This window comes from Vreelandella profundi (assembly GCF_019722725.1).
GTDB lineage: Bacteria > Pseudomonadota > Gammaproteobacteria > Pseudomonadales > Halomonadaceae > Vreelandella > Vreelandella profundi.
Genome location: NZ_CP077941.1, coordinates 3,624,706 through 3,643,760, shown reverse-complemented (window position 1 = coordinate 3,643,760; position 19,055 = coordinate 3,624,706). Strand labels below are relative to the sequence as shown.

General features: G+C 51.4%; 21 protein-coding genes. 12 read left to right on the top strand and 9 right to left on the bottom strand.

The window, feature by feature from the left end; translation table 11 throughout:
- Positions 1-533: 533 nt before the first annotated feature.
- The 4 genes from rpmH (at position 534) to mnmE (ending at position 4,407) form a co-directional block, all read left to right on the top strand.
- Positions 534-668, top strand: a complete 135-nt coding sequence (gene rpmH / locus KUO20_RS16745) for a 50S ribosomal protein L34 (RefSeq protein WP_008959105.1) — start codon at positions 534-536, stop codon at positions 666-668.
- Between the two features lie 13 nt (positions 669-681).
- Positions 682-1,074, top strand: a complete 393-nt coding sequence (rnpA, locus tag KUO20_RS16740; protein ID WP_235040920.1) for a ribonuclease P protein component — start codon at positions 682-684, stop codon at positions 1,072-1,074.
- A gap of 121 nt (positions 1,075-1,195) precedes the next feature.
- Positions 1,196-2,884 (top strand): membrane protein insertase YidC, encoded by a 1,689-nt coding sequence (gene yidC / locus KUO20_RS16735; RefSeq protein ID WP_235040919.1) that lies wholly within the window; start codon positions 1,196-1,198, stop codon positions 2,882-2,884.
- Between the two features lie 152 nt (positions 2,885-3,036).
- A complete protein-coding gene (mnmE, locus tag KUO20_RS16730) occupies positions 3,037-4,407 on the top strand; it encodes a tRNA uridine-5-carboxymethylaminomethyl(34) synthesis GTPase MnmE (protein ID WP_235040918.1) in 1,371 nt (456 codons plus the stop codon).
- A 9-nt stretch (positions 4,408-4,416) separates the two neighbouring features.
- Here the strand turns inward: mnmE and KUO20_RS16725 are convergent, their stop codons facing one another.
- The 4 genes from KUO20_RS16725 to rdgB form a co-directional block, all read right to left on the bottom strand.
- Positions 4,417-5,259, bottom strand: coding sequence for a 23S rRNA (adenine(2030)-N(6))-methyltransferase RlmJ (locus KUO20_RS16725; protein WP_235040917.1), 843 nt, complete (start codon positions 5,257-5,259; stop codon positions 4,417-4,419).
- An 87-nt stretch (positions 5,260-5,346) separates the two neighbouring features.
- A complete protein-coding gene (locus KUO20_RS16720; protein ID WP_235040916.1) occupies positions 5,347-6,027 on the bottom strand; it encodes a YiaD family glycine zipper/OmpA-like lipoprotein in 681 nt (226 codons plus the stop codon).
- A 61-nt stretch (positions 6,028-6,088) separates the two neighbouring features.
- Positions 6,089-7,273: a radical SAM family heme chaperone HemW gene (hemW, locus tag KUO20_RS16715; RefSeq protein WP_235040915.1), complete on the bottom strand. Its 1,185-nt coding sequence runs from the start codon at positions 7,271-7,273 to the stop codon at positions 6,089-6,091.
- Positions 7,266-7,874 (bottom strand): RdgB/HAM1 family non-canonical purine NTP pyrophosphatase, encoded by a 609-nt coding sequence (gene rdgB, locus KUO20_RS16710; protein WP_235040914.1) that lies wholly within the window; start codon positions 7,872-7,874, stop codon positions 7,266-7,268. The genes hemW and rdgB overlap by 8 nt, the downstream gene beginning before the upstream one ends.
- Positions 7,875-8,156: 282 nt before the next feature.
- On the opposite strand from rdgB, the gene KUO20_RS16705 reads away from it, so the two are divergent.
- From KUO20_RS16705 to KUO20_RS16680, 6 genes are all read left to right on the top strand, one after another.
- Positions 8,157-8,849 carry a response regulator transcription factor gene (locus tag KUO20_RS16705; RefSeq protein ID WP_235040913.1) on the top strand — a complete coding sequence of 231 codons (693 nt, stop codon included), beginning with the start codon at positions 8,157-8,159 and terminating at the stop codon, positions 8,847-8,849.
- Positions 8,850-8,874: 25 nt separating this feature from the next.
- On the top strand, positions 8,875-9,396 hold the full coding sequence (locus KUO20_RS16700; RefSeq protein ID WP_235040912.1) for a curli production assembly/transport protein CsgE: 522 nt from the start codon (positions 8,875-8,877) through the stop codon (positions 9,394-9,396).
- 35 nt (positions 9,397-9,431) lie between these two features.
- A complete protein-coding gene (locus KUO20_RS16695) occupies positions 9,432-9,824 on the top strand; it encodes a curli assembly protein CsgF (RefSeq protein ID WP_235042514.1) in 393 nt (130 codons plus the stop codon).
- Between the two features lie 83 nt (positions 9,825-9,907).
- The gene (locus KUO20_RS16690; protein WP_235040911.1) at positions 9,908-10,738 is read left to right on the top strand and encodes a CsgG/HfaB family protein; all 831 of its coding nucleotides are present in this window, start codon (positions 9,908-9,910) and stop codon (positions 10,736-10,738) included.
- 252 nt (positions 10,739-10,990) lie between these two features.
- Positions 10,991-11,491: a hypothetical protein gene (locus KUO20_RS16685; protein WP_235040910.1), complete on the top strand. Its 501-nt coding sequence runs from the start codon at positions 10,991-10,993 to the stop codon at positions 11,489-11,491.
- A 56-nt stretch (positions 11,492-11,547) separates the two neighbouring features.
- The gene (locus KUO20_RS16680; protein ID WP_235040909.1) at positions 11,548-12,387 is read left to right on the top strand and encodes a curlin subunit CsgB; all 840 of its coding nucleotides are present in this window, start codon (positions 11,548-11,550) and stop codon (positions 12,385-12,387) included.
- Between the two features lie 73 nt (positions 12,388-12,460).
- Here KUO20_RS16680 and KUO20_RS16675 read toward each other — a convergent pair whose 3' ends face one another.
- From KUO20_RS16675 to KUO20_RS16655, 5 genes are all read right to left on the bottom strand, one after another.
- On the bottom strand, positions 12,461-12,730 hold the full coding sequence (locus tag KUO20_RS16675) for a hypothetical protein (protein WP_235040908.1): 270 nt from the start codon (positions 12,728-12,730) through the stop codon (positions 12,461-12,463).
- 170 nt (positions 12,731-12,900) lie between these two features.
- Positions 12,901-14,181, bottom strand: a complete 1,281-nt coding sequence (gene hemL, locus KUO20_RS16670) for a glutamate-1-semialdehyde 2,1-aminomutase (RefSeq protein ID WP_235040907.1) — start codon at positions 14,179-14,181, stop codon at positions 12,901-12,903.
- 36 nt (positions 14,182-14,217) lie between these two features.
- Positions 14,218-15,027, bottom strand: coding sequence for a bifunctional hydroxymethylpyrimidine kinase/phosphomethylpyrimidine kinase (thiD, locus tag KUO20_RS16665; RefSeq protein ID WP_235040906.1), 810 nt, complete (start codon positions 15,025-15,027; stop codon positions 14,218-14,220).
- Positions 15,027-15,458, bottom strand: coding sequence for a protoporphyrinogen oxidase HemJ (gene hemJ, locus KUO20_RS16660; protein WP_235040905.1), 432 nt, complete (start codon positions 15,456-15,458; stop codon positions 15,027-15,029). The genes thiD and hemJ overlap by 1 nt, the downstream gene beginning before the upstream one ends.
- 9 nt (positions 15,459-15,467) lie before the next feature.
- Entirely contained in the window at positions 15,468-17,288 is a 1,821-nt protein-coding gene (locus KUO20_RS16655) for a chloride channel protein (protein WP_235040904.1), read from the bottom strand.
- Positions 17,289-17,496: 208 nt separating this feature from the next.
- Between KUO20_RS16655 and argC the strand changes: the two genes are divergently transcribed.
- Together argC and erpA are read left to right on the top strand one after the other, a co-directional pair.
- A complete protein-coding gene (argC, locus tag KUO20_RS16650; RefSeq protein WP_235040903.1) occupies positions 17,497-18,531 on the top strand; it encodes an N-acetyl-gamma-glutamyl-phosphate reductase in 1,035 nt (344 codons plus the stop codon).
- A 103-nt stretch (positions 18,532-18,634) separates the two neighbouring features.
- The gene (gene erpA, locus KUO20_RS16645) at positions 18,635-18,988 is read left to right on the top strand and encodes an iron-sulfur cluster insertion protein ErpA (protein WP_235040902.1); all 354 of its coding nucleotides are present in this window, start codon (positions 18,635-18,637) and stop codon (positions 18,986-18,988) included.
- Positions 18,989-19,055: the final 67 nt, after the last annotated feature.

Genomic DNA, 19,055 nt, shown 5'->3' with positions numbered 1-19,055 from the left:
CATCTCACCATCGGTTGAAAACGGCCGACCATTGTAGCGCTCAAAGCCCCGGTTATCCACATGGGTTTAGCGACCCATATTGGCCTGTGGACAACTCGCGATGAGCCTACGGGAAAAGCTCGGGAGGAAAGGGGGATAAATATTAATAATAACGCTTTCTTAAAGGTTATAAACATCTAACCAACACCTTTTAGACCGCTTATACGACACTTACACACAGATTTTTTATCATTATAGGCTATTGAAATATGGCTATTAAAATCACTTATCCACAAATAGTATCCCCACTATTAATAACAACAGGTTTAGAACTACTAACTAGTAATAATAGTGGTAGGGTCGATTGCCTAACAATGCCCCAAAAGCAGCGCAGCGATGCCGCTGCAAGGGTTTTTATGCAAGGAAAAATTGCACCCAGCGTAGGAAGTCTCTACAATTTCCGGTCTTGAATTGAATCTCCCCGGCTAGTTCCTCACTGGACCGGGCTTTTTGGAATTCACTTTCCGTCCTAAACCACGTGGGAATAACGAGTTATGAAACGCACTTTTCAACCTAGCGTTCTCAAGCGCAAGCGCGCGCATGGCTTCCGTGCTCGTATGGCAACCAAAAACGGTCGCGCCGTCCTAGCACGCCGCCGTGCCAAAGGCCGCAAGCGTCTGAGCGCCTGATCTCGGATTGCGTGTGCCGCAGCAAGGCTTTCCCCGGCAATTACGGTTACTAAATGCTGGGGACTTCAGTCACGTGTTTGAACAAGCCGACTTAAAAGTGCATGGCAAAGGTATGATGGCGTTAGTTCGCCTAAGTACTCGGGGTTACCCTCGCCTTGGACTGATAGTCAGCAAAAAAAATGTTAAACGCGCCGTAGACCGCAACCGTTTCAAGCGTCTCGTACGAGAATCCGTGCGCCTTCGCCAAGACCACTTACCCTCTGTGGATATCGTGGTTCTTGCTCGACGGGGTGTTCAGGATATCGATAACGACACCTTACATCGCCAGTTATATGGCATGTGGAAGCGACTCCAGCGTGACGCACAGGCGGTAACAGCAGCACCAACGCCAGAGCGTAACACGTGACATTTGGTGCACACCTCGCCGCTCGACCTCGGCCTGCCCCCCGGCAGGCTTTCGTGTGTCAAGGGACGAGTAAATGACACTGCGCCACTAGCATGTTCACCACCCAGCGGGCAGAACCCTCATGGACGTAAAACGACTTTTATTACTGATTCCACTAGCCGTACTAGCCTATTTGTTAGTCGTCCAGTGGAATCAGGATTACGGGCAGCCAAATTTTGATTCGGCTCCTGAAATGACGCAACGCAGCAACTCGGCAGTGCCTAGCAATGTCGAAACTGACGATGGCTTAGCCGTTCCCAGCAGTTCTCCGCAGCAAGATCCGGTTGGAGAAGGCATAGCAAGCAGCACTGAAAGCGAGTCAACAAGCCGCGATTTTATTGCCGTGACGACCGACGTTCTTGATGTGCGTATCGATCCCCACGGTGGCGATATTGTTTATGCTGCTTTACCACAGCACAAGCAAGCACTCGATTCAGAGCGCAACTACGTGCTGCTGTCGGATAACAACAGCCGCAGCTATGTCGCACGCTCAGGGCTGCAGCTCGACGGTCAAGCTAGTCGCATCGCATTCACGCCCGAAAATTCTGAGTATCGCTTAGGCGATAGCGATGATGAGCTAAGCGTTAATCTAACCGCTGACGTTAACGGCGTTGATATCATTAAACGCCTTACCTTTGAGCGCGGCAGCTATGCGGTCAACGTCAATTACTACCTCGCTAACAATACCGATGCACCCGTTACTGCGCGCTTTATTGGCCAGTTGGCACGTGATAATAGCCCTGACCCTTCCAGCGGCGTTTCCATGGGCATGAAGTCCTACTTGGGTGCTGCTTACTCAACGCCGGACGCGCGCTACGAGAAAATCGATTTTGAAGATATTCAAAATCGTGAGTTTGAAAACCGTGAAGCGCAGGGTGGCTGGATTGCCATTATTCAGCACTACTTTGTATCAGCATGGGCACCCCAGCAGGATCAGCAGAACCTGTTTTACGTTACCAGCGATTCAAGTAATCGTAACGTTGTCGCCTTTGCTGGCCCCACAAGCAACATTGCAGCAGAGGGCGAAGCGACCCTGGGCGCAACGCTGTACATGGGGCCGAAGGTTCAGGACTACCTAGAACAGGTCGCTCCCAACCTGCAATTAACCGTGGATTACGGCTGGCTTTGGTTTATTGCTAACCCACTGTTCTGGCTGCTAGATCATATCCATGAAATCGTCGGCAACTGGGGTTGGTCGATTGTTCTGCTAACCGTGCTGGTGAAGACCGTGCTGTTCCCGCTTTCTGCCAAGGCTTACAAGTCTATGGGTCGGATGCGCAAACTTGGCCCGGAAATGCAGCGTCTAAAAGAGATGTATGGCGACGACCGCCAAAAAATGTCTCAAGAGATGATGAAGTTCTATCAGAAAGAGAAGATCAATCCGCTGGGCGGCTGTTTGCCTATCGTGATCCAGATGCCGGTCTTCATCGCTCTGTACTGGATGCTGCTAGAGTCAGTTGAATTGCGTCACGCGCCGTTTATGTTCTGGATTCAAGATCTGTCGATGAAGGATCCGTACTTCATCCTGCCGATCATTATGGGCATCTCGATGTTCGTTCAGCAGATGTTGAACCCAACGCCTCCGGACCCAATGCAGGCGAAGATTATGAAGATGCTACCCATCATCTTTACCTTCTTCTTCCTGTGGTTCCCGGCGGGTCTGGTCATCTACTGGGTGGTCAACAACATCATTTCGGTGGCGCAGCAGTACTACATTACGCGCAAAATCGAAAACGACCCGAGCATCGGCAAAGGCATGAGAACTAAGTAGTTAAAGAGACAGTAATCTACCGCTGTAAGCTGTGCCTTCAGACCCCCGCCTCGTGCGGGGGTCTGGCGTTTTAAGGCTGATAAATTCACACTAGTTTGATCAATACTGGATCTATCCTTTAATATTTCTGCCCACTTTTAAAGAGAGCCACCATGGCCGAACGCCTCTACACTCCTGACACCATCACGGCACTGGCGACTCCTCCTGGGCGCGGTGGCGTCGGTATTATACGAGTCTCAGGCCCCGCCTGCCGCGAGATCGCCCAAGCTATGATTGGGCACTGCCCAGCGCCTAGGTACGCTCATTACGGCCCCTTTCAGGGCGCTGAGGACACTATTGATGAAGGAATCGCCCTACTTTTTAATGGCCCCTATTCTTTTACCGGTGAAGACGTACTCGAGCTTCAGGGGCACGGCGGCCCGATTATCATGGATATGCTGCTGGAACGTTGCATAGCGCTAGGCGCTCGTTTAGCGCGACCAGGTGAGTTTTCCGAACGGGCTTTTTTGAACGATAAGCTGGATCTTGCCCAAGCAGAAGCTATTGCCGACCTGATTGATGCAACCTCACGCTCAGCGGCAGAAAACGCCGTGCGTTCGCTACAGGGCGAGTTTTCAAAGCGGGTTTCCGCACTAGTAGAGCGTCTTATTGAGCTGCGTGTTTATGTCGAAGCGGCCATTGATTTTCCAGAAGAAGAAATCGATTTTCTTGCCGATGGCCATGTGGCACAGCGTTTAAACAGCGTGCAGCAGGCGCTTAGCGATGTGCGTCGAGCCGCGGGCCAAGGCGCGCTGCTGCGCGAAGGAATGAGTGTAGTGATCGCAGGGCGTCCGAATGCAGGTAAATCTAGCCTGCTGAATGCGCTTACCGAGCAGGATACCGCCATCGTCACCGATATCGCCGGAACGACCCGCGACGTGCTGCGTGAGCATATTCATATCGATGGCATGCCGCTGCATATCATCGATACTGCCGGGCTACGCGACACCCCCGATGCAGTTGAAAAAATTGGCGTCGCTCGCGCCTGGGCCGAAATAGAAAAAGCCGACCGGGTGCTGCTGCTCGTCGATGCCACGACCACCGATTCAATCGACCCAATGGAGATTTGGCCAGAGTTCGTGGCACGCCTACCGGACCAGCAGCGCTTAACCTTAGTCCGTAATAAGATTGACACCAGCGCTGAGCAGCCGTGTTTAGATCTATCCACAGACACACCAATCGTGCGGCTATCTGCTAAAACGGGGGTGGGTGTGGATAACTTAAAAACGCACTTGAAAGAGGTCATGGGCTTTGCCGCCACCACCGAAGGCCGTTTCTCTGCCCGGCGACGGCATCTGGATGCGCTTGACCGCGCCATGACAGCGCTAAATATCGGCCGCGCCCAGCTTGATGGCTATGGCGCAGGAGAGCTGCTGGCTGAAGACTTACGTGACGCCCAGCAGGCATTAGGCGAGATCACCGGCGAGTTCAGCGCAGATGATCTGCTCGGCGAAATATTTGGTAGCTTCTGTATTGGTAAATAGCAGAGACAGCTACTCCTGCACCCACCAGTCCGCCTGATAGCGGCTGTTGGAGCCTAGTAGCGGCGTTATCTCCGCCATTGCCGCCGCTAGCTGCTGGTCTAATCCCCAGGACGGGTTGATCACTAGCATGCCACTGCCATACATGCCGTGAGCTTGCTCGGCTGGGGCGCGCAATAGCAGCTCGCTGCGCCAGATTTTGCGCACTCCACTCGCCTTTAACGTATCTAGTAACGCCTGATGATGGCCTGCCGGTAGCAATGGATACCAGATTAACATCACGCCATGGCGGGCTTTTTCCAATGCGTTTACCGCCGTCTCAGCGACCTCTTGATACTCCACTTTGCGCTCATAGCTAGGGTCGATCAACACGCACAGCCGCGGCGTTCTCACCGGCAGCATAGCCGTTAATCCCGCCAGACCGTCACCAAAAATACGCTGGGCGTTAGGCGCTAATACCTGGGCGTTAAGCTGTTTGTGCTCACCCAGGTGGAGCTCAAACAGACGCAGCTTATCCTGCTCACGTAGCGCATTGCTCATCCACCAGGGGGAACCCGGGTAATGCGTTAACGTGGCTGCGTCCGGCTGCGCACTTCTCAGCGCCTCTTTCCATGCGCCTAACAGCGGATCGCTGGAGCTAGGCTGTTGCCAAAGTGGCCAAATACCCTCGCGGTACTCTTGCAGGCGCTGGCTCTCTTGCCCGCTTAGCGGATAAAGGCCACGCCCTGCATGAGTATCAACATATGTAATGGCGGATTCTTTACGTAATAAATAATCAATCACCGCGTACAGCGTCAGATGTTTATGTACATCGGCAAAGTTACCGGCATGGTAGGCATGTTGATATGACAGCATGGGGACTCGTCAGCAGATGAATAAAAAAGCCCGCTATGTGCGCATAGCGGGCTATCAGCGGCAATAAGTAGTTAACCGAATCGCTTACTAACGCTGGCCCTGACCATCACCGGTTGGGGTCAACGTGATTTCGACGCGACGGTTCTGGGCACGGCCCTGTTCGTTGTCGTTACTAGCGACTGGCTGCGTTGCACCATATCCCGATGTATTGAGACGCATAGAGCCCACGCCGTTCTGGGTTAAGTAACTGCCGACAGCCTGGGCGCGGCGTTCAGAAAGGCGCTGGTTGTAGCTTGCATCGCCGGTGCTATCGGTATGGCCAGCAATGTTAACGCGAGTGTCTTGATACTGCGTCAATACGTTCGCGACTTCATTCAGTGCCGTGCGTGCTTCACTGGTAAGATCGGCCGAGTCAAAGCCAAAGGTGACGCCACTTGGCATATTGAGAACGATATCATCACCGCGGCGATCAATCTCAATACGTGAACCTTGCAAATTTTCACGCAGCTGTTTCTCTTGGCGATCCATATAAACACCAACGCCAGCACCTGCGGCAGCGCCGACGGCAGCACCAATCAACGCTCGGTCGCGACGGCTAGTACTGCCGTCGCCCGACAGCGCACCTGCAGCAGCACCAATTGCGGCACCAATACCCGAACCCATAGCGGTGCTTGAGCGCTGCGTTTGGCCACCGTAGGGGTCAGAGGTGGCACAGCCTGCAACTAAAATAGCAGCGGCCAACGGTGTCAGTAGTCGAGAAATACGCATCACTCACTCCTTATTTATCTTCAAACGTTTGTTTCTTAAAAGATAGTTGGTTTATTACTTATCAATCATCGCCAATTAATGCCAGCAACTCATTCAAGAATAATAGACCTTGAGGCGATGCACGCAGTTTTTCAGGCATTTGCATCAAAAGTCCTTTTTTATCGGCGGACTGTAAACGCTCCAGTAACAGAGTATGTGGCTGCCCTGTGTTAGCTGTCCATGTACCCAGCGTCACGCCCTCCGTCAGCCGCAACGCGTTCATGGCAAACTCAAGGGGCAGTTCATCTGCTGTTATTAGCTGCTTGCCCGCCACAAAACCGCGCAAATCGTCCATACGTTTGAGGTAGGCATCGGGCTGGCGAGTTTTCCAGCGCCGCTCGATACTCCACTGTTTGTCTTGATCAATGTGGCTAAGCTTGCCATGGGCACCTGCACCAATGCCTAAATAGTCACCAAACTGCCAATAATTAAGATTATGACGGCTTTGATGATTAGCCGTGGCGTAAGCCGAAATCTCGTAACGCTCAAATCCTGCCTGTTCTAAACGCTGGTGCCCCGTGTCCTGAATATCCCAAAGCGCCTCCTCCTCCGGCAATAAAGGGGGGTTGGAATGAAAAGCGGTATTCGGTTCTAGAGTCAGCTGATACCAAGAAAGATGCTGCGGGTCTAGCGCCAAGGCTTGCTCAATATCATCCATTGCAAGCTCAGGCGTTTGCTTTGGCAAACCGTGCATGAGATCAATATTGATATTGGTAAACCCAGCCTGCCGCGCTTGAGTAACCGCTGTCACGGCTTCTTGGCCGCTATGAATGCGCCCAAGTGCATGCAACTGGGCGGGCTGGAAGCTCTGAATACCCAGCGATAAGCGGTTAATACCCGCATTACGGTAGCCAATGAAACGTTCTTGCTCAGTAGTGCCTGGGTTAGCCTCTAAGGTAATTTCAATATCGTCAGCAAAAGGTAGCCGGCGCTTGATTTCTTGCAGTAAGCGATCATAAAACAGTGGCGAAAGCAGACTCGGCGTTCCACCGCCGATAAAAATCGTCTGTATTTCCCGCTCAGCGGCTAATGCAAGATCGCCATCCAGATCTTGTAACAGCGCCTTAAGATACGCATCTTCAGGCAACGCCTTCGGCGTGAAGCCGTGCGAACCCGGCTCATGAGAATTGAAATCACAATAGGGGCATTTACGTACGCACCAAGGCGTATGGATATAAAGCGATAGCGGCGGCAGCGTATCAGCCATGCGCCACCTTCAGTAACTCTACCAAGCCCTGAAGTGCACGGCCTCGGTGGCTAAGGCGATTTTTAGTTTCACTGGGCAGCTCCGCAACGCTCATTCCCTGATCAGGAAGCCAGAAAAGGGGATCGTAGCCGAACCCTTCTTGACCCCGCGGATGAGCAAGAATTTCACCTTCCCAACTGCGCTGTACAATTACCGGAACTGGGTCTTTAGGATGGCGCAAGTAAACCAGTACGCACCAATAGCGCCCGCTGCGCTGACCTTCCGCACAATCGCTTAACGCGGCTAGTAACGTGTCATTATTTTTCTGATCACTTTTCGGCTCGCCGCCATATCGCGCGGAATAGATACCAGGCGCACCATTCAATGCGTCTACTTCGAGGCCAGAGTCATCCGACAGCGCGGGTAAACCGCTAATAAGACTCGCTTCACGGGCTTTGAGCAGAGCATTTTCTACGAATGTTAATCCCGTTTCTTCGACATCAATAACCCCAAAGTCTGCTTGAGGGCGAACATCAAAGCCTAAAGGTGAAAGTAACTGATTGAATTCTCTTAACTTTCCGCTGTTTCCACTGGCAAGAACAAGGGTATTGGCTGCTGACATAACAAACACTCCAGACATTAGAGCGTCAGTTTACGCCCTCATTCGTAGTATCAAAAGCCAACAAAATGTTACTGAACGTATCTTAGCAATTGATAAGTTATAAAATACTAATTTAAAAATAAGACATTGAAAATAAATAATATTTATCTTATTAGCAAGAATCATAAATTTAGAAATAATTATTTTTACCATCTTTTTAATAACATAACTTTACGAAAGGTATCTTATAGGCAACAATTCATTGGTTCCCTGCTCACTCTTTCTTTCCATGAGGGCTACCCAATGTCGCAGGATAAGTCTATCGGCTTGGTCTATATCGTTACCGAAAAAAGCGCCCAGGCGCAGCTGTTCGCTGAATATCTAAACAAACATACCGGCTGTCAAATCAGTATCTACTCACCCCAAGCGTCGCTACCCATTTGCGCATCGGGAAACGTGTTGATTCTGATTGATAGCGATCATATCGGCATTGATGCGCTGCCAGAGTGGCAAGATAAACTACCCGATGCCTTAACCAAACTGCCTCTCGCAGCCTTCAATATTCACGATATGGATCACGCGCTAGAAGCACTTTCATGCGCTCAGTTGAAAGGGGTGTTTTATCGTAATGAAAGTCTTGAAGTGATTTGTAAAGGAATACACGCCTTACTGCAGGGCGAGCTGTGGATGTCGCGCGATTTAATGGCTCGCCTAATCCTGTTTTACCGCAAATATCAAAGCAATTCTTTCCGCCCAGCCTGTGGATTAACTAACCGAGAAATGGAAATCATTTCGCTGCTTAGCGCAGGGTCATCCAATCAGCAAATTGCCGAAAAACTGTTTGTGAGTGAGCACACGGTTAAGTCTCATCTTTACAATATTTTTCGCAAAATAAATGTTCATAACCGCATTCAAGCGCTGAATTGGATTCATCAAAACCTGGGACCCATTCTCCCCAATATCGAAACCGCGCGCAGTCTACAGCGCCCACGCTAGCGCTTACGCGCAAGGTTAACTCGCTATGTCATTAATGCATCGCTGGTCGCTAAGCCTTCTTACTTTCTTGGTGTGGGTAACGTCGCCTTTAGCATTAGCCAACGAACCTGCTGCTCCCATAGATACGCTGCCAGCCAACGAGCAAGCGGCTGTTGAATCGATTAATCAACTTTCTAGCCCTGATGGCCCGGAGGTTCAAGGCAACACTTATGGCGGCAGTGAGCTCACCGGCGTGATGGTGGATCGCACTATCACCATGGCGGGAAAAACCTTCTATCGCGCCTTTAGCCAACGCGCAATGGATAACCTAATTATTGGTAACGCCACCATCACTATCAGTGAGCGTCCTGATGCGCGCTGGGGTAGCCAAATATGGGTGATGGAAGGCAATCAGATGTATTTCCGAACACAGCTTTCCCCTCGCATAAATGAAGCTGATCGAGCCGCAGGGGAAGCCGTACAAACCGTCGAAGAAGCGCTGCTACGCAAACAGCTAGCGGCGGCGCTTACCTCAGACAAAGACTTGGGAACAGAGGAGCTACGTTAATGAAAAAAATACTAAATAAAACGGCTAATGGCGCCATGGCAACGATCCTTTTAGCCGGCGTGCTCACTCTTCAGGCGAATGCTGGAGAGCTCGTATATCAGCCGCTGAACCCTTCATTCGGCGGTGACCCTTTTATGGGCAGTTATCTACTGGGTAAAGCCCAGTCGCAAGACACCAACACCGATCCAAATGCTCGTGGCATTGAGTCTCTGTCTTCGACCGAACGGCTCGTCCAAAGTCTTGAAAGCCGGCTGATCTCCCAGTTAATCAGTGACGTAGGGACAGGCGATGTTGGCGAGGGGTCTTTTGATAGCGGTGATTTCAGCGTAGTGGTTCGCGATGACGGCGGCCAATTGGTTGTCAGAGTCATCGATAAAGTCACTGGCGATGTGACCAATATCAGCGTGGGCGGTTTGTTTAACCCCTAATGCATTGCCTGTTTTAAAGATAAAAAAACTAACAAGGCGATACATCCGCCTACTTAATGCTACGTGCGTATCAGGGGATCATCATGAAAATTATCGCAACACTGGTTATGGTCAGTTTACTCAGCGGCTGTGCTGGGATGGTCGCGACATCCGAAAACTTGGAAGGCGCGCAAGCAACGCTAACGCCGCGCGGCGCAACCTATCAAGATTTAGTCGCTTTACCGCCGCCGTCCGGGCGTATTTTTGTCTCTGTCTATGATTTCCGTGATCAAACCGGCCAATATCGCCCCGCACCGGCCAGCACTTTCTCTACCGCCGTCACGCAGGGTGCTGCAGCGATGCTGACCGGTGCACTAGCTGACTCTGGTTGGTTCATACCGCTTGAACGAGTGGGCCTACAAAACCTACTCACTGAAAGGCGGATTATACGTGCGGAATTTGAGCGCTTTGGCCAACCCGATACGCTCCCATCGTTACGAGCAGCCTCTGTGATGCTGGAAGGCGGCATTATTGCCTATGAATCCAACGTAAGAACCGGGGGCGCTGGCGCAGAATACTTTGGTATTGGGGCGTCGGGCCAGTACCAGGTTGATCAAGTCACGATTAATTTACGTGCCGTTGAAATATCCACAGGTGAAGTACTCGCTAACGTTACTACCACTAAAACGATTTACTCTAAAGAGATGCGAGCAGGCGTGTATCGATTTATAGACTTCCGTCGCTTGTTAGAAGCAGAAGTTGGCCTCACCACGAATGAACCTGTGCAGCTGGCCGTTATGTCCGCCATTGAGTCAGCGGTTATTCACTTGGTGGCACGCGGTGTCGAAAGCAATCTTTGGAACCTTGCCAATAATGTTAATTTTCAAGACACTATTTTATCAGACTACCTAGATGCACCCGTTCCTTTGTTATAAGTAACCATTTTTTAAAAGGTCGTAAAAAATAGTTATAAAAACATTAGTAAAAAAGAATGGCTATGCAATTTGCATAGCCATTCTTTATTTAAACTAATAACCAAAATATTAGAAATTTAGTCTTTTTAAAATAAAAAATATGAAAAATTTCACATCTCAAATAAGAAATAATCTGATAGCAGAAGTTTTAAATTGGTTCAAACTCAACACATAAAATACAAATTGATACAAACCGTTTCAAAAGGAAATGTCATGAAACTGAAAACTATCGTAACCCAGCGAGTAGCACTGACGATGACACTGTTAGCGGCAACTCTTTCAGTTTCTTGGTCAATTCATGCTGACAACAGCCGCATCGAGCAGTTTTCTAAGCAGGCAGCCGCTCAAAATGGTCATGGTAATTACAGCATTATTACGCAGATTGGTAACAATAATCGTAACAACATATCCCAATCAGCCAGCTATCAGGCAGGCAACTATTCCAGTATTTACCAATTAGGTAATTACAACGCCGCCAATATAAATCAAGTGGGTGGCAATAACGTTAGCAATGTCTTTCAAGCGGGCACAAACCATATCGCTGATATTGCTCAGTCAGGAAGCACATCCGCAGAATTAAATGCTTCTGTGCGTCAAGTTGGCAATCGAAGCGATATACAGATTTCACAATCGGGGAGTGGCTATCGTGGCATTAGTGTTGAACAACAAGCATTTTCAAACAATGCACGCCCGGTCACCGTCGAAACCTACTGAACAACATCCGTTGTTCAGTAATAACTAAAGCAAGTACGACATAATGGGGAAACACCATGAAAACTAAAATCACCACTATCGCCGCTGCTGTTGCCTTCGCTATGAGCACTGCTGCTTCGGCACAGTACTGGGCGGCGGGTAGCGAATCAACCATTTATCAAAGTGGTAATAATAATACTAACACTGTTGATCAGTGGGGTTCTCAGCGTTCGCGTATTTATCAAGAAGGTAACAATAACTCAGCAAATGTATCGCAAGATGATATTGCTGGCGTAGCGACAACTCAGTCCGGCCTTAATAAATCAGGCATCGATCAAATTGGCCAAAGTAACTCGGCTAGTGTTACGCAGCTAGGTTCACGAAACGATTCAACCGTGTATCAAGAAGGCACCAATAATGGTGCAACGGTGGACCAGGATGGTTCGAAAAATATTTCCGTAGCGGAGCAAATTGGCACGTACAATACTGCCAACGTTACCCAAGATGGCAAATATAACGATAGCTATGCCTATCTTGAAGGTAATGGCAACACGGCTACTGTTAGCCAAGAAGGCACAGCAAATACTTCCGTAGTGGAGCAAATTGGTTCTTCCAATACTACTGACATTACTCAAAGCGGCTCCTCCAATGATAGCTATGCTTACCTAAATGGTAACAACAATGTTGCCAACGTTAGCCAAAGCGGCTATGCGCTTGAAAGCACTATCCTAGCCTCGGGAAGTTACAACACACAAAACGTTATGCAGTCTGGCTATGCGCATGATTCTTATATCAACACCAACGGTAGCTATAACAACCAGAATGTTACTCAAGGCGGTGGCTTCATGGCTCAGCATACGTCTAGTATCGTGACTTATGGTAATGGCAACGCGAATACCGTGAGCCAAGGCAACTAAGCTGTAAAGCTTGATGAAAGCTCAAACCGCCCCTCACATGGGCGGTTTTTTTATGTGCGTTATTTAGTCATCATCAACGCATCACTAGCGTTAACGTGCCGCCCGCCCCTTGGGTAGATGAACGAGTGCGGTTAGTGCCTTTTTGAATATCAACGTCCAGCCGCTCATCATCACTCAACAATTTAACGGTACCCTCCAGCTCAGTACCAATAAACGTGTACTCGGCAGGTACCGTCCCACGCTCCTCGACATGCTCCGTTATTTCGCCTTCATGGGTAATACGCCAGTGGGCTGAAAATTCTGCGCCTGGAGAGCCGCTCATGCTGATATGGATCTCATTCATAGTCTGCTCCTGAGACGACTGCGCCAGCAGTGGGGCGCATGCTATTAGCCCCACCGCACACATCGCATATCGCCAAGCCGTTGGTCGTTGCATTGTTATACCTCGTTTACCGCAAGAGCCGCTCGTGATGAGCGGCTCTTGCAGTATAGCGAGCTTTACGTTACTTGCTGTTACATAACTGCAAAGGCTTTCTCTGCCGCGTCCAGGGTGAACTGGATATCTTCCGGGGTATGAGCACTCGACATAAAACCCGCTTCATAGGCAGAAGGGGCCAGGTAAACACCGTGATCCAGCATCGCGCCAAAGAAGCGACGAAAAGCATCTGGATTACAGGCCGTGGCTTGGGCAAAGTTATCCACACGGCGTTGAGAGGTAAAGAAGAGCCCAAACATGCCGCCAGCAGATTGCGTCATCATCGGCACACGTGCAGCGTTGGCACGCTCTTGAAGCCCCTGACACAGCGTATTCACCCGCTGGCTTAGCGCATCGTGAAAACCCGGTACCCGAAGCTTCGTCAATAGAGCTATTCCCGCCGCCATGGCCAGTGGGTTACCGGACAGTGTGCCCGCTTGGTACACAGGGCCCATGGGAGAAATATTTTGCATGATCTCGCGCTTACCGCCAAACGCGCCCACCGGCATGCCTCCACCGACAATTTTACCCAGGCAGGTTAGATCTGGGGTAATGCCATAGTGTGCCTGTGCGCCGCCTAGCGCCACGCGAAAACCGGTCATCACTTCATCAAAAATGAGCACGCTAGCATGTTCATTGCACACCCGGCGCAGCGTTTCTAAGAAGCCCGGCTGGGGTGGAATACAGTTCATATTGCCCGCCACTGGCTCTACGATTATGCAGGCAATCTGATCGCCAATCTCAGCAAAGCACGCCTCAACGCCTTCAGGATCGTTATACGACAGCGTGATCGTGTGTTCAGCCAGTGAAGCGGGTACGCCCGGTGAGCTAGGTTCACCGTGGGTAAGCGCCCCTGAGCCGGCTTTTACCAGCAGTGAATCCGAGTGGCCATGATAATTACCTTCAAACTTAACAATCTTGTCGCGCCCCGTGGTGCCCCGCGCCAAGCGGATAGCCGACATGGTGGCTTCGGTACCCGAGCTCGTCATACGCACCATATCCATAGAGGGAATCATCTCGCAGATGAGATCCGCCATGGTGGTTTCCACCGCCGTTGGGGTGCCAAACGAAAGGCCATTATCCAAACGAGCCCGTACGGCTGCCAGTACGTCCTGATCGGCATGGCCTGTGATCATTGGTCCCCAGGAGCCCACATAATCTACGTAGCGGTTACCTTCAACGTCGAACAGGAAGGCGCCCTGAGCGCGCTCCATAAAAACCGGCGGACGGTGCAAACCTTTAAACGCACGGACAGGCGAGTTTACGCCGCCGGGAATATGGCGGCTCGCTAGATCGAATAGTTCAGCTGATGTGGTCATGACATCCTCTAAATAAAAGGCGTACAGAAGATAGGATCAAAAGCGTACAGCCTGTGAAAAGCGGTTAGGCAAGCACTGGCCACTGGGTGGCTGAAAGCCTTGAGACAAGCTTTCCCAGGTAAAGTGCTGAGCTTGCTCACAGGCAGTTGGTAAGCGCTCACCTACAGCCAAGCGTGCGGCAATAGCTGAAGCAAGCGTGCAGCCGGAGCCGTGAAACTGTTCGGGCAGCCGCGGCCACTGCCATTGGCGAGTGGTCTCTGGCGAATGCAATGTGTGGACGACCTGATGCTCGTTGCCCGGCAATGGTTCATCGGTGGCCGTTACTAAAATCGCCTGGCACCCCTGAGACATCAGCGTCACCGCGCGAGCGGTATCATCGTAAGGGGTGTCGATGTCTGGAGTAAGCTGAGCGAGCTCCGCGCGATTAGGCGTTAAGATATCCACAAGCGGTAGCACGCGATCAATAAACAGCTGCCGTAGAGCGGGTGTGGATAACTCAGTTCCCCCGCCTGCTTTAAATACCGGGTCAGCGACCACGGGAACGCCTGGAAAGCGGCGGATAATTTGCTCCGCTGCACGCAGCGTGGCTTCATCTGCAAGCAAGCCAATCTTAATGGCCGCGACCTGCATCTCACTAATCGCCTCGGCCATTTGACGCATCGCGGCAGGGTCGGCAGGCATTACCCTTGTCACATTATGGCAATTTTGTACCGTCAGCGCGGTGGGAATAGTGACAGCCCAACCACCGCAGGCCGAAATGGCTTCGCTGTCAGCCATTAAACCCGCACCGCCAGTCGGATCATGTCCAGCCAGCACCAAGACAACGGGAGGAAGCGGTTGTCGCATCAAAAGGGTTTCACAACCGCGAGTAACACAACCGCTATAAGCACAATGACGGGCGCTTCGTTAAACCAGCGAAAAAATACATGGCTTTTGGTGCAGCGATTCTGAGCGAACTGCTTTAAATAAATCAAACAAACGTGATGATAGGCAATCAGCACGGCTACCAAGGTCAGCTTAGCGTGCATCCAGCCTTGGCTAAACCATGCCGGCACCAAGTAAAGCATCCAACCGCCAAACACCAGCACCGCAATCATAGAAGGCATCATAATGCCGCGGTAAAGCTTGCGCTCCATGGTTTTAAAATAGCTCATTGCCTGATCATCGCCATTATCTCGTGCGGTGGCGTGATACACGTATAGCCTCGGCAGATAGAACAGTGCGGCAAACCAAGTCACCACGGCTATTAAGTGAATAGCCTTCACCCATAGATACATTATCGCTCCTTAAACTGATGAGTCTTTCTCTCGTAAATCGTTTTCACGGGGATCAGCACCGCGGGGCTCTGTGTAGTGATAATAACGTTCGATAGCACCACGGGTAATAATACCTGAAATCCGTTGCTGCTTAGGTCGATAACCATGAACGACATACAGCGCCCCCAGCGCATTATCCTGAAGTTTTAGAAAAGCTTCAGAAAGCGTTGCCTGCAGCCCAATCGGCGCCAAGTCTAAGCGTTGCCCGGGAATTTCTAATAAATCAATCAACTCATCTGCTGGCGGATCTTTGCCTTCCAGCGCTTCATCATGTTCGAGTAACCAGCGTGCAAGCTCTGCGGCTTTGAGCGCCAGCACCGGTTTTTCCTCACTTGAACGCTCGATTACCAGCCATACCGGATTCGTTTCAAGCAGCAGGCGCGCCTGATCACAGGTAATCATTCGTTCAGTTCGCGCCAATTGACGTTCCATAACGGCGGGCACCGATACGCGTGAGAGCGCTTGCATCAGCGGTTGCTGCAAAGGGTGCAAACCATAGCGCACCGAGCTAATAAAAAAACCTTCACAGCCGGTAAGTTGACGCGAGGTGAGACATGCAACGACCACCACCAGCATGCCGGGCAGCATAATACTCGGCGTATGCGTCAACTCCAAAAGCGCCATCAGCGCTGCCAGCGGCGCTTGCAACACCGCCCCCATCATCGCTGCCATGCCTAGCATGGCATAAACACCGGGGTCAGCGGCTTTATCGGGCCACAGCCAGCCGCCCAGCAATCCAAACAGCGCGCCTGTCGCCGCGCCGACGACTAGCACGGGGCCGATAATACCAATCGGCACGCCGCCAGAAACGGTCAGCGCCGTCAGTAACAGCTTGGCGATCATCAGCGCCAGCAGGACTTTAATTTCCAACTGATTATTGAGCGCAGCCGCCACGCTGTCGTAACCAATACCCTGTACTTGTGGAAAACACCAGGCAACCGCGCCAGTGGCTACGCCGACTAGCCCTAAACGCAGCCAAAGCGGCCAAGCTTGTATGCGCTGACTGTGCGAAATATGAATAAATAGCCCCGCCAGCAGACCGATAAATAACCCGGTGAGCACAATCCAAGGAAGGTTCATTAACGAACCAAGCGCCACTTCAGGGATACGAAAAGCCGGTTCATTGCCATAAGCGAGCTGTGCTACCAGCGCGCCCATCGTAGAGGCCAAAATGACCGGCATAAAGCTCATCAGGGTGTACTCCATCATGACAACTTCCATGGCGAAGATCACCCCGGCGATAGGCGTATTAAACGAAGCAGAAATGCCTGCAGCGGTACCGCACGCGACTAGAACTCTTAAACTATTATTAGGTAGACGCATCTGTTGGCCTAACCCACTTGCCGCCGCCGCACCTAAATGAATAGCGGGCCCTTCGCGGCCAGCAGATAGCCCACCCAGCACAGAAATAACCCCGACCCACCATTGGTTAAGCCAGTTACGCAGCGGAAAGCGGCCTTGGTGGTAGGAAAGACGCTCAATTACATGGCCAACACCTAGCTTGCGCGCGGCGGGCTTTTGGCGATACAGCAGAACACCGACCAAGGTAACCGCCACCACTGGCAGCAGCGTGCGCAGCCATGGCGCCATGCTTTCAAACGCTTCAGGGTCGCCATCGGTCATATACAGCGCGGCGCCGGTTTCCAAGAGCAGGCGAAATGCCACCATTACCGCGCCAGTAATAATTCCAGAGACGAGCCCCAGCAAGCAAAGCTGTGGAAGGGCATCGACATTGGCCAACTGGCGACGAAAGCTCTCTAGAGTAAAATCCGAACGGGAAAAACGCGCCACGACGACCTTCCTTGTTTTTTTGCCTTGGTACTCTGTGTCTTGGGATAGTCTTAGTGTTCTTGTGTTTTCACCCTCTTGTGTATCATAGCCCGATACGCTTAGACAGCCCGCAGCAATCCGCTTAGGCTGTTGCTATCGATACTCAGGTTCAAAAGTAATGTACATTTTTTTCTAAAATCTGTTTTTGTAAAACCGCAAGGAGTTATTTGTGATTAAGGTCGGCATTGTTGGCGGTACCGGTTATACCGGCGTTGAGCTACTGCGGCTGCTTGCCCAGCATCCCCACGTCGAAGTCGCCGCGATTACATCGCGCTCAGAGGCAGGCGTCAAAGTGTGCGATATGTACCCTAATCTGCGTGGCCATTACGACACGCTGGCGTTTAGCGAGCCGGATGCTAAGCAGCTGGGTGCCATGGATGCGGTATTTTTTGCCACGCCCCACGGCGTTGCCCACGCACTGGCGGGTGAGCTGCTCGACAACGGCACGCGCGTCATTGATCTATCGGCTGACTTTCGCCTGCGCGATGCCAATGAGTGGAGCCGCTGGTACGAGCAGCCCCACGGCGCACCAGCGCTACTGGACGAGGCAATTTATGGCCTGCCGGAAATGCACCGCGAAAAAATTAAAGACGCACGTTTAATTGCGGTACCCGGCTGCTACCCCACGGCCGTGCAGCTGGGCTATCTACCGCTATTGGAAGCGGGATTGATTGATCCCCAACAGCTGATTGCAGACTGCAAATCCGGCGTTACCGGCGCGGGCCGCGGCGCAAAAGTGGCCTCGTTGCTCGCCGAAGCCAGTGAATCAATGAAAGCTTATGGCGCGTCGGGTCACCGCCATTTACCGGAAATTAGCCAAGGCCTAAAGGATATTAGTCATGCCCCGGTCGGGTTGACGTTCGTGCCTCACCTTACGCCCATGATTCGCGGCATTCACGCCACGCTTTACGGGCAACTAACCGCTGAGCCAGGCGATTTACAGGCACTGTTTGAGCAGCGCTACGCCGACGAGCCGTTCGTTGATGTCATGCCTGCCGGAAGTCATCCCGAAACGCGCAGTGTCAAAGGTATCAACACCTGCAGGCTGGCGGTGCATCGCCCTAGCAATGGCAATACCGTGGTGGTGCTATCGGTGATTGATAATTTAGTCAAAGGTGCTTCAGGCCAAGCGATTCAAAACCTTAATTTAATGTTTGGCTTTGATGAAAAAATGGGCTTAACAGCGCCTGCACTAATGCCTTAACGTTCGACTAATTCCCAGCAATAGTTGACCAATTTGCTGGGAATTACCCATAATCACCCCCCAATGCCGATTTATTCGTTCTTTAAGCTCGCGGGAGGTACCCATGAGCGGTGCAGAAGCCTTTATTCCGACCCCATTACTGCTGTCTGATAGTGCACGCAAACGCATTAATGCACTGATTGCAGAAGAAAATAACCCATCTCTAAAGCTACGCGTCTACGTTACCGGCGGCGGCTGCTCTGGTTTTCAGTACGGATTCGATTTTGCTGAAAACGTTGCCGACGACGACACTGTCATCGCGTTTGGAGAGGCCTCATTAGTGGTCGACCCGCTGTCTTATCAATATTTAGTCGGCTCCACCGTCGATTATGAAGAAGGGCTGGCAGGCGCTCGTTTTCGCGTGCAAAACCCTAACGCTACCGCTACCTGTGGCTGTGGCGCCTCCTTTATGGTCTAAACAGCGTTGGCTCAAAGCACACCCCGTGACTTGACGCCTTGTCGGTTTCTCGCCAAGGTTAATAGGT

Bases quoted from the DNA above. Each gene is read 5' to 3' on its own strand.
- KUO20_RS16705 (WP_235040913.1), top strand. From the start codon at position 8,157: ATGTCGCAGGATAAGTCTATCGGCTTGGTCTATATCGTTACCGAAAAA.
- KUO20_RS16700 (WP_235040912.1), top strand. From the start codon at position 8,875: ATGTCATTAATGCATCGCTGGTCGCTAAGCCTTCTTACTTTCTTGGTG.
- rpmH (WP_008959105.1), top strand. From the start codon at position 534: ATGAAACGCACTTTTCAACCTAGCGTTCTCAAGCGCAAGCGCGCGCAT.
- KUO20_RS16690 (WP_235040911.1), top strand. From the start codon at position 9,908: ATGAAAATTATCGCAACACTGGTTATGGTCAGTTTACTCAGCGGCTGT.
- KUO20_RS16695 (WP_235042514.1), top strand. From the start codon at position 9,432: ATGGCAACGATCCTTTTAGCCGGCGTGCTCACTCTTCAGGCGAATGCT.
- mnmE (WP_235040918.1), top strand. From the start codon at position 3,037: ATGGCCGAACGCCTCTACACTCCTGACACCATCACGGCACTGGCGACT.
- yidC (WP_235040919.1), top strand. From the start codon at position 1,196: ATGGACGTAAAACGACTTTTATTACTGATTCCACTAGCCGTACTAGCC.
- rdgB (WP_235040914.1), bottom strand. From the start codon at position 7,874: ATGTCAGCAGCCAATACCCTTGTTCTTGCCAGTGGAAACAGCGGAAAG.
- KUO20_RS16675 (WP_235040908.1), bottom strand. From the start codon at position 12,730: ATGAATGAGATCCATATCAGCATGAGCGGCTCTCCAGGCGCAGAATTT.
- hemL (WP_235040907.1), bottom strand. From the start codon at position 14,181: ATGACCACATCAGCTGAACTATTCGATCTAGCGAGCCGCCATATTCCC.
- KUO20_RS16685 (WP_235040910.1), top strand. From the start codon at position 10,991: ATGAAACTGAAAACTATCGTAACCCAGCGAGTAGCACTGACGATGACA.
- hemW (WP_235040915.1), bottom strand. From the start codon at position 7,273: ATGGCTGATACGCTGCCGCCGCTATCGCTTTATATCCATACGCCTTGG.
- thiD (WP_235040906.1), bottom strand. From the start codon at position 15,027: ATGCGACAACCGCTTCCTCCCGTTGTCTTGGTGCTGGCTGGACATGAT.
- hemJ (WP_235040905.1), bottom strand. From the start codon at position 15,458: ATGTATCTATGGGTGAAGGCTATTCACTTAATAGCCGTGGTGACTTGG.
- KUO20_RS16720 (WP_235040916.1), bottom strand. From the start codon at position 6,027: ATGCGTATTTCTCGACTACTGACACCGTTGGCCGCTGCTATTTTAGTT.
- KUO20_RS16725 (WP_235040917.1), bottom strand. From the start codon at position 5,259: ATGCTGTCATATCAACATGCCTACCATGCCGGTAACTTTGCCGATGTA.
- KUO20_RS16680 (WP_235040909.1), top strand. From the start codon at position 11,548: ATGAAAACTAAAATCACCACTATCGCCGCTGCTGTTGCCTTCGCTATG.
- erpA (WP_235040902.1), top strand. From the start codon at position 18,635: ATGAGCGGTGCAGAAGCCTTTATTCCGACCCCATTACTGCTGTCTGAT.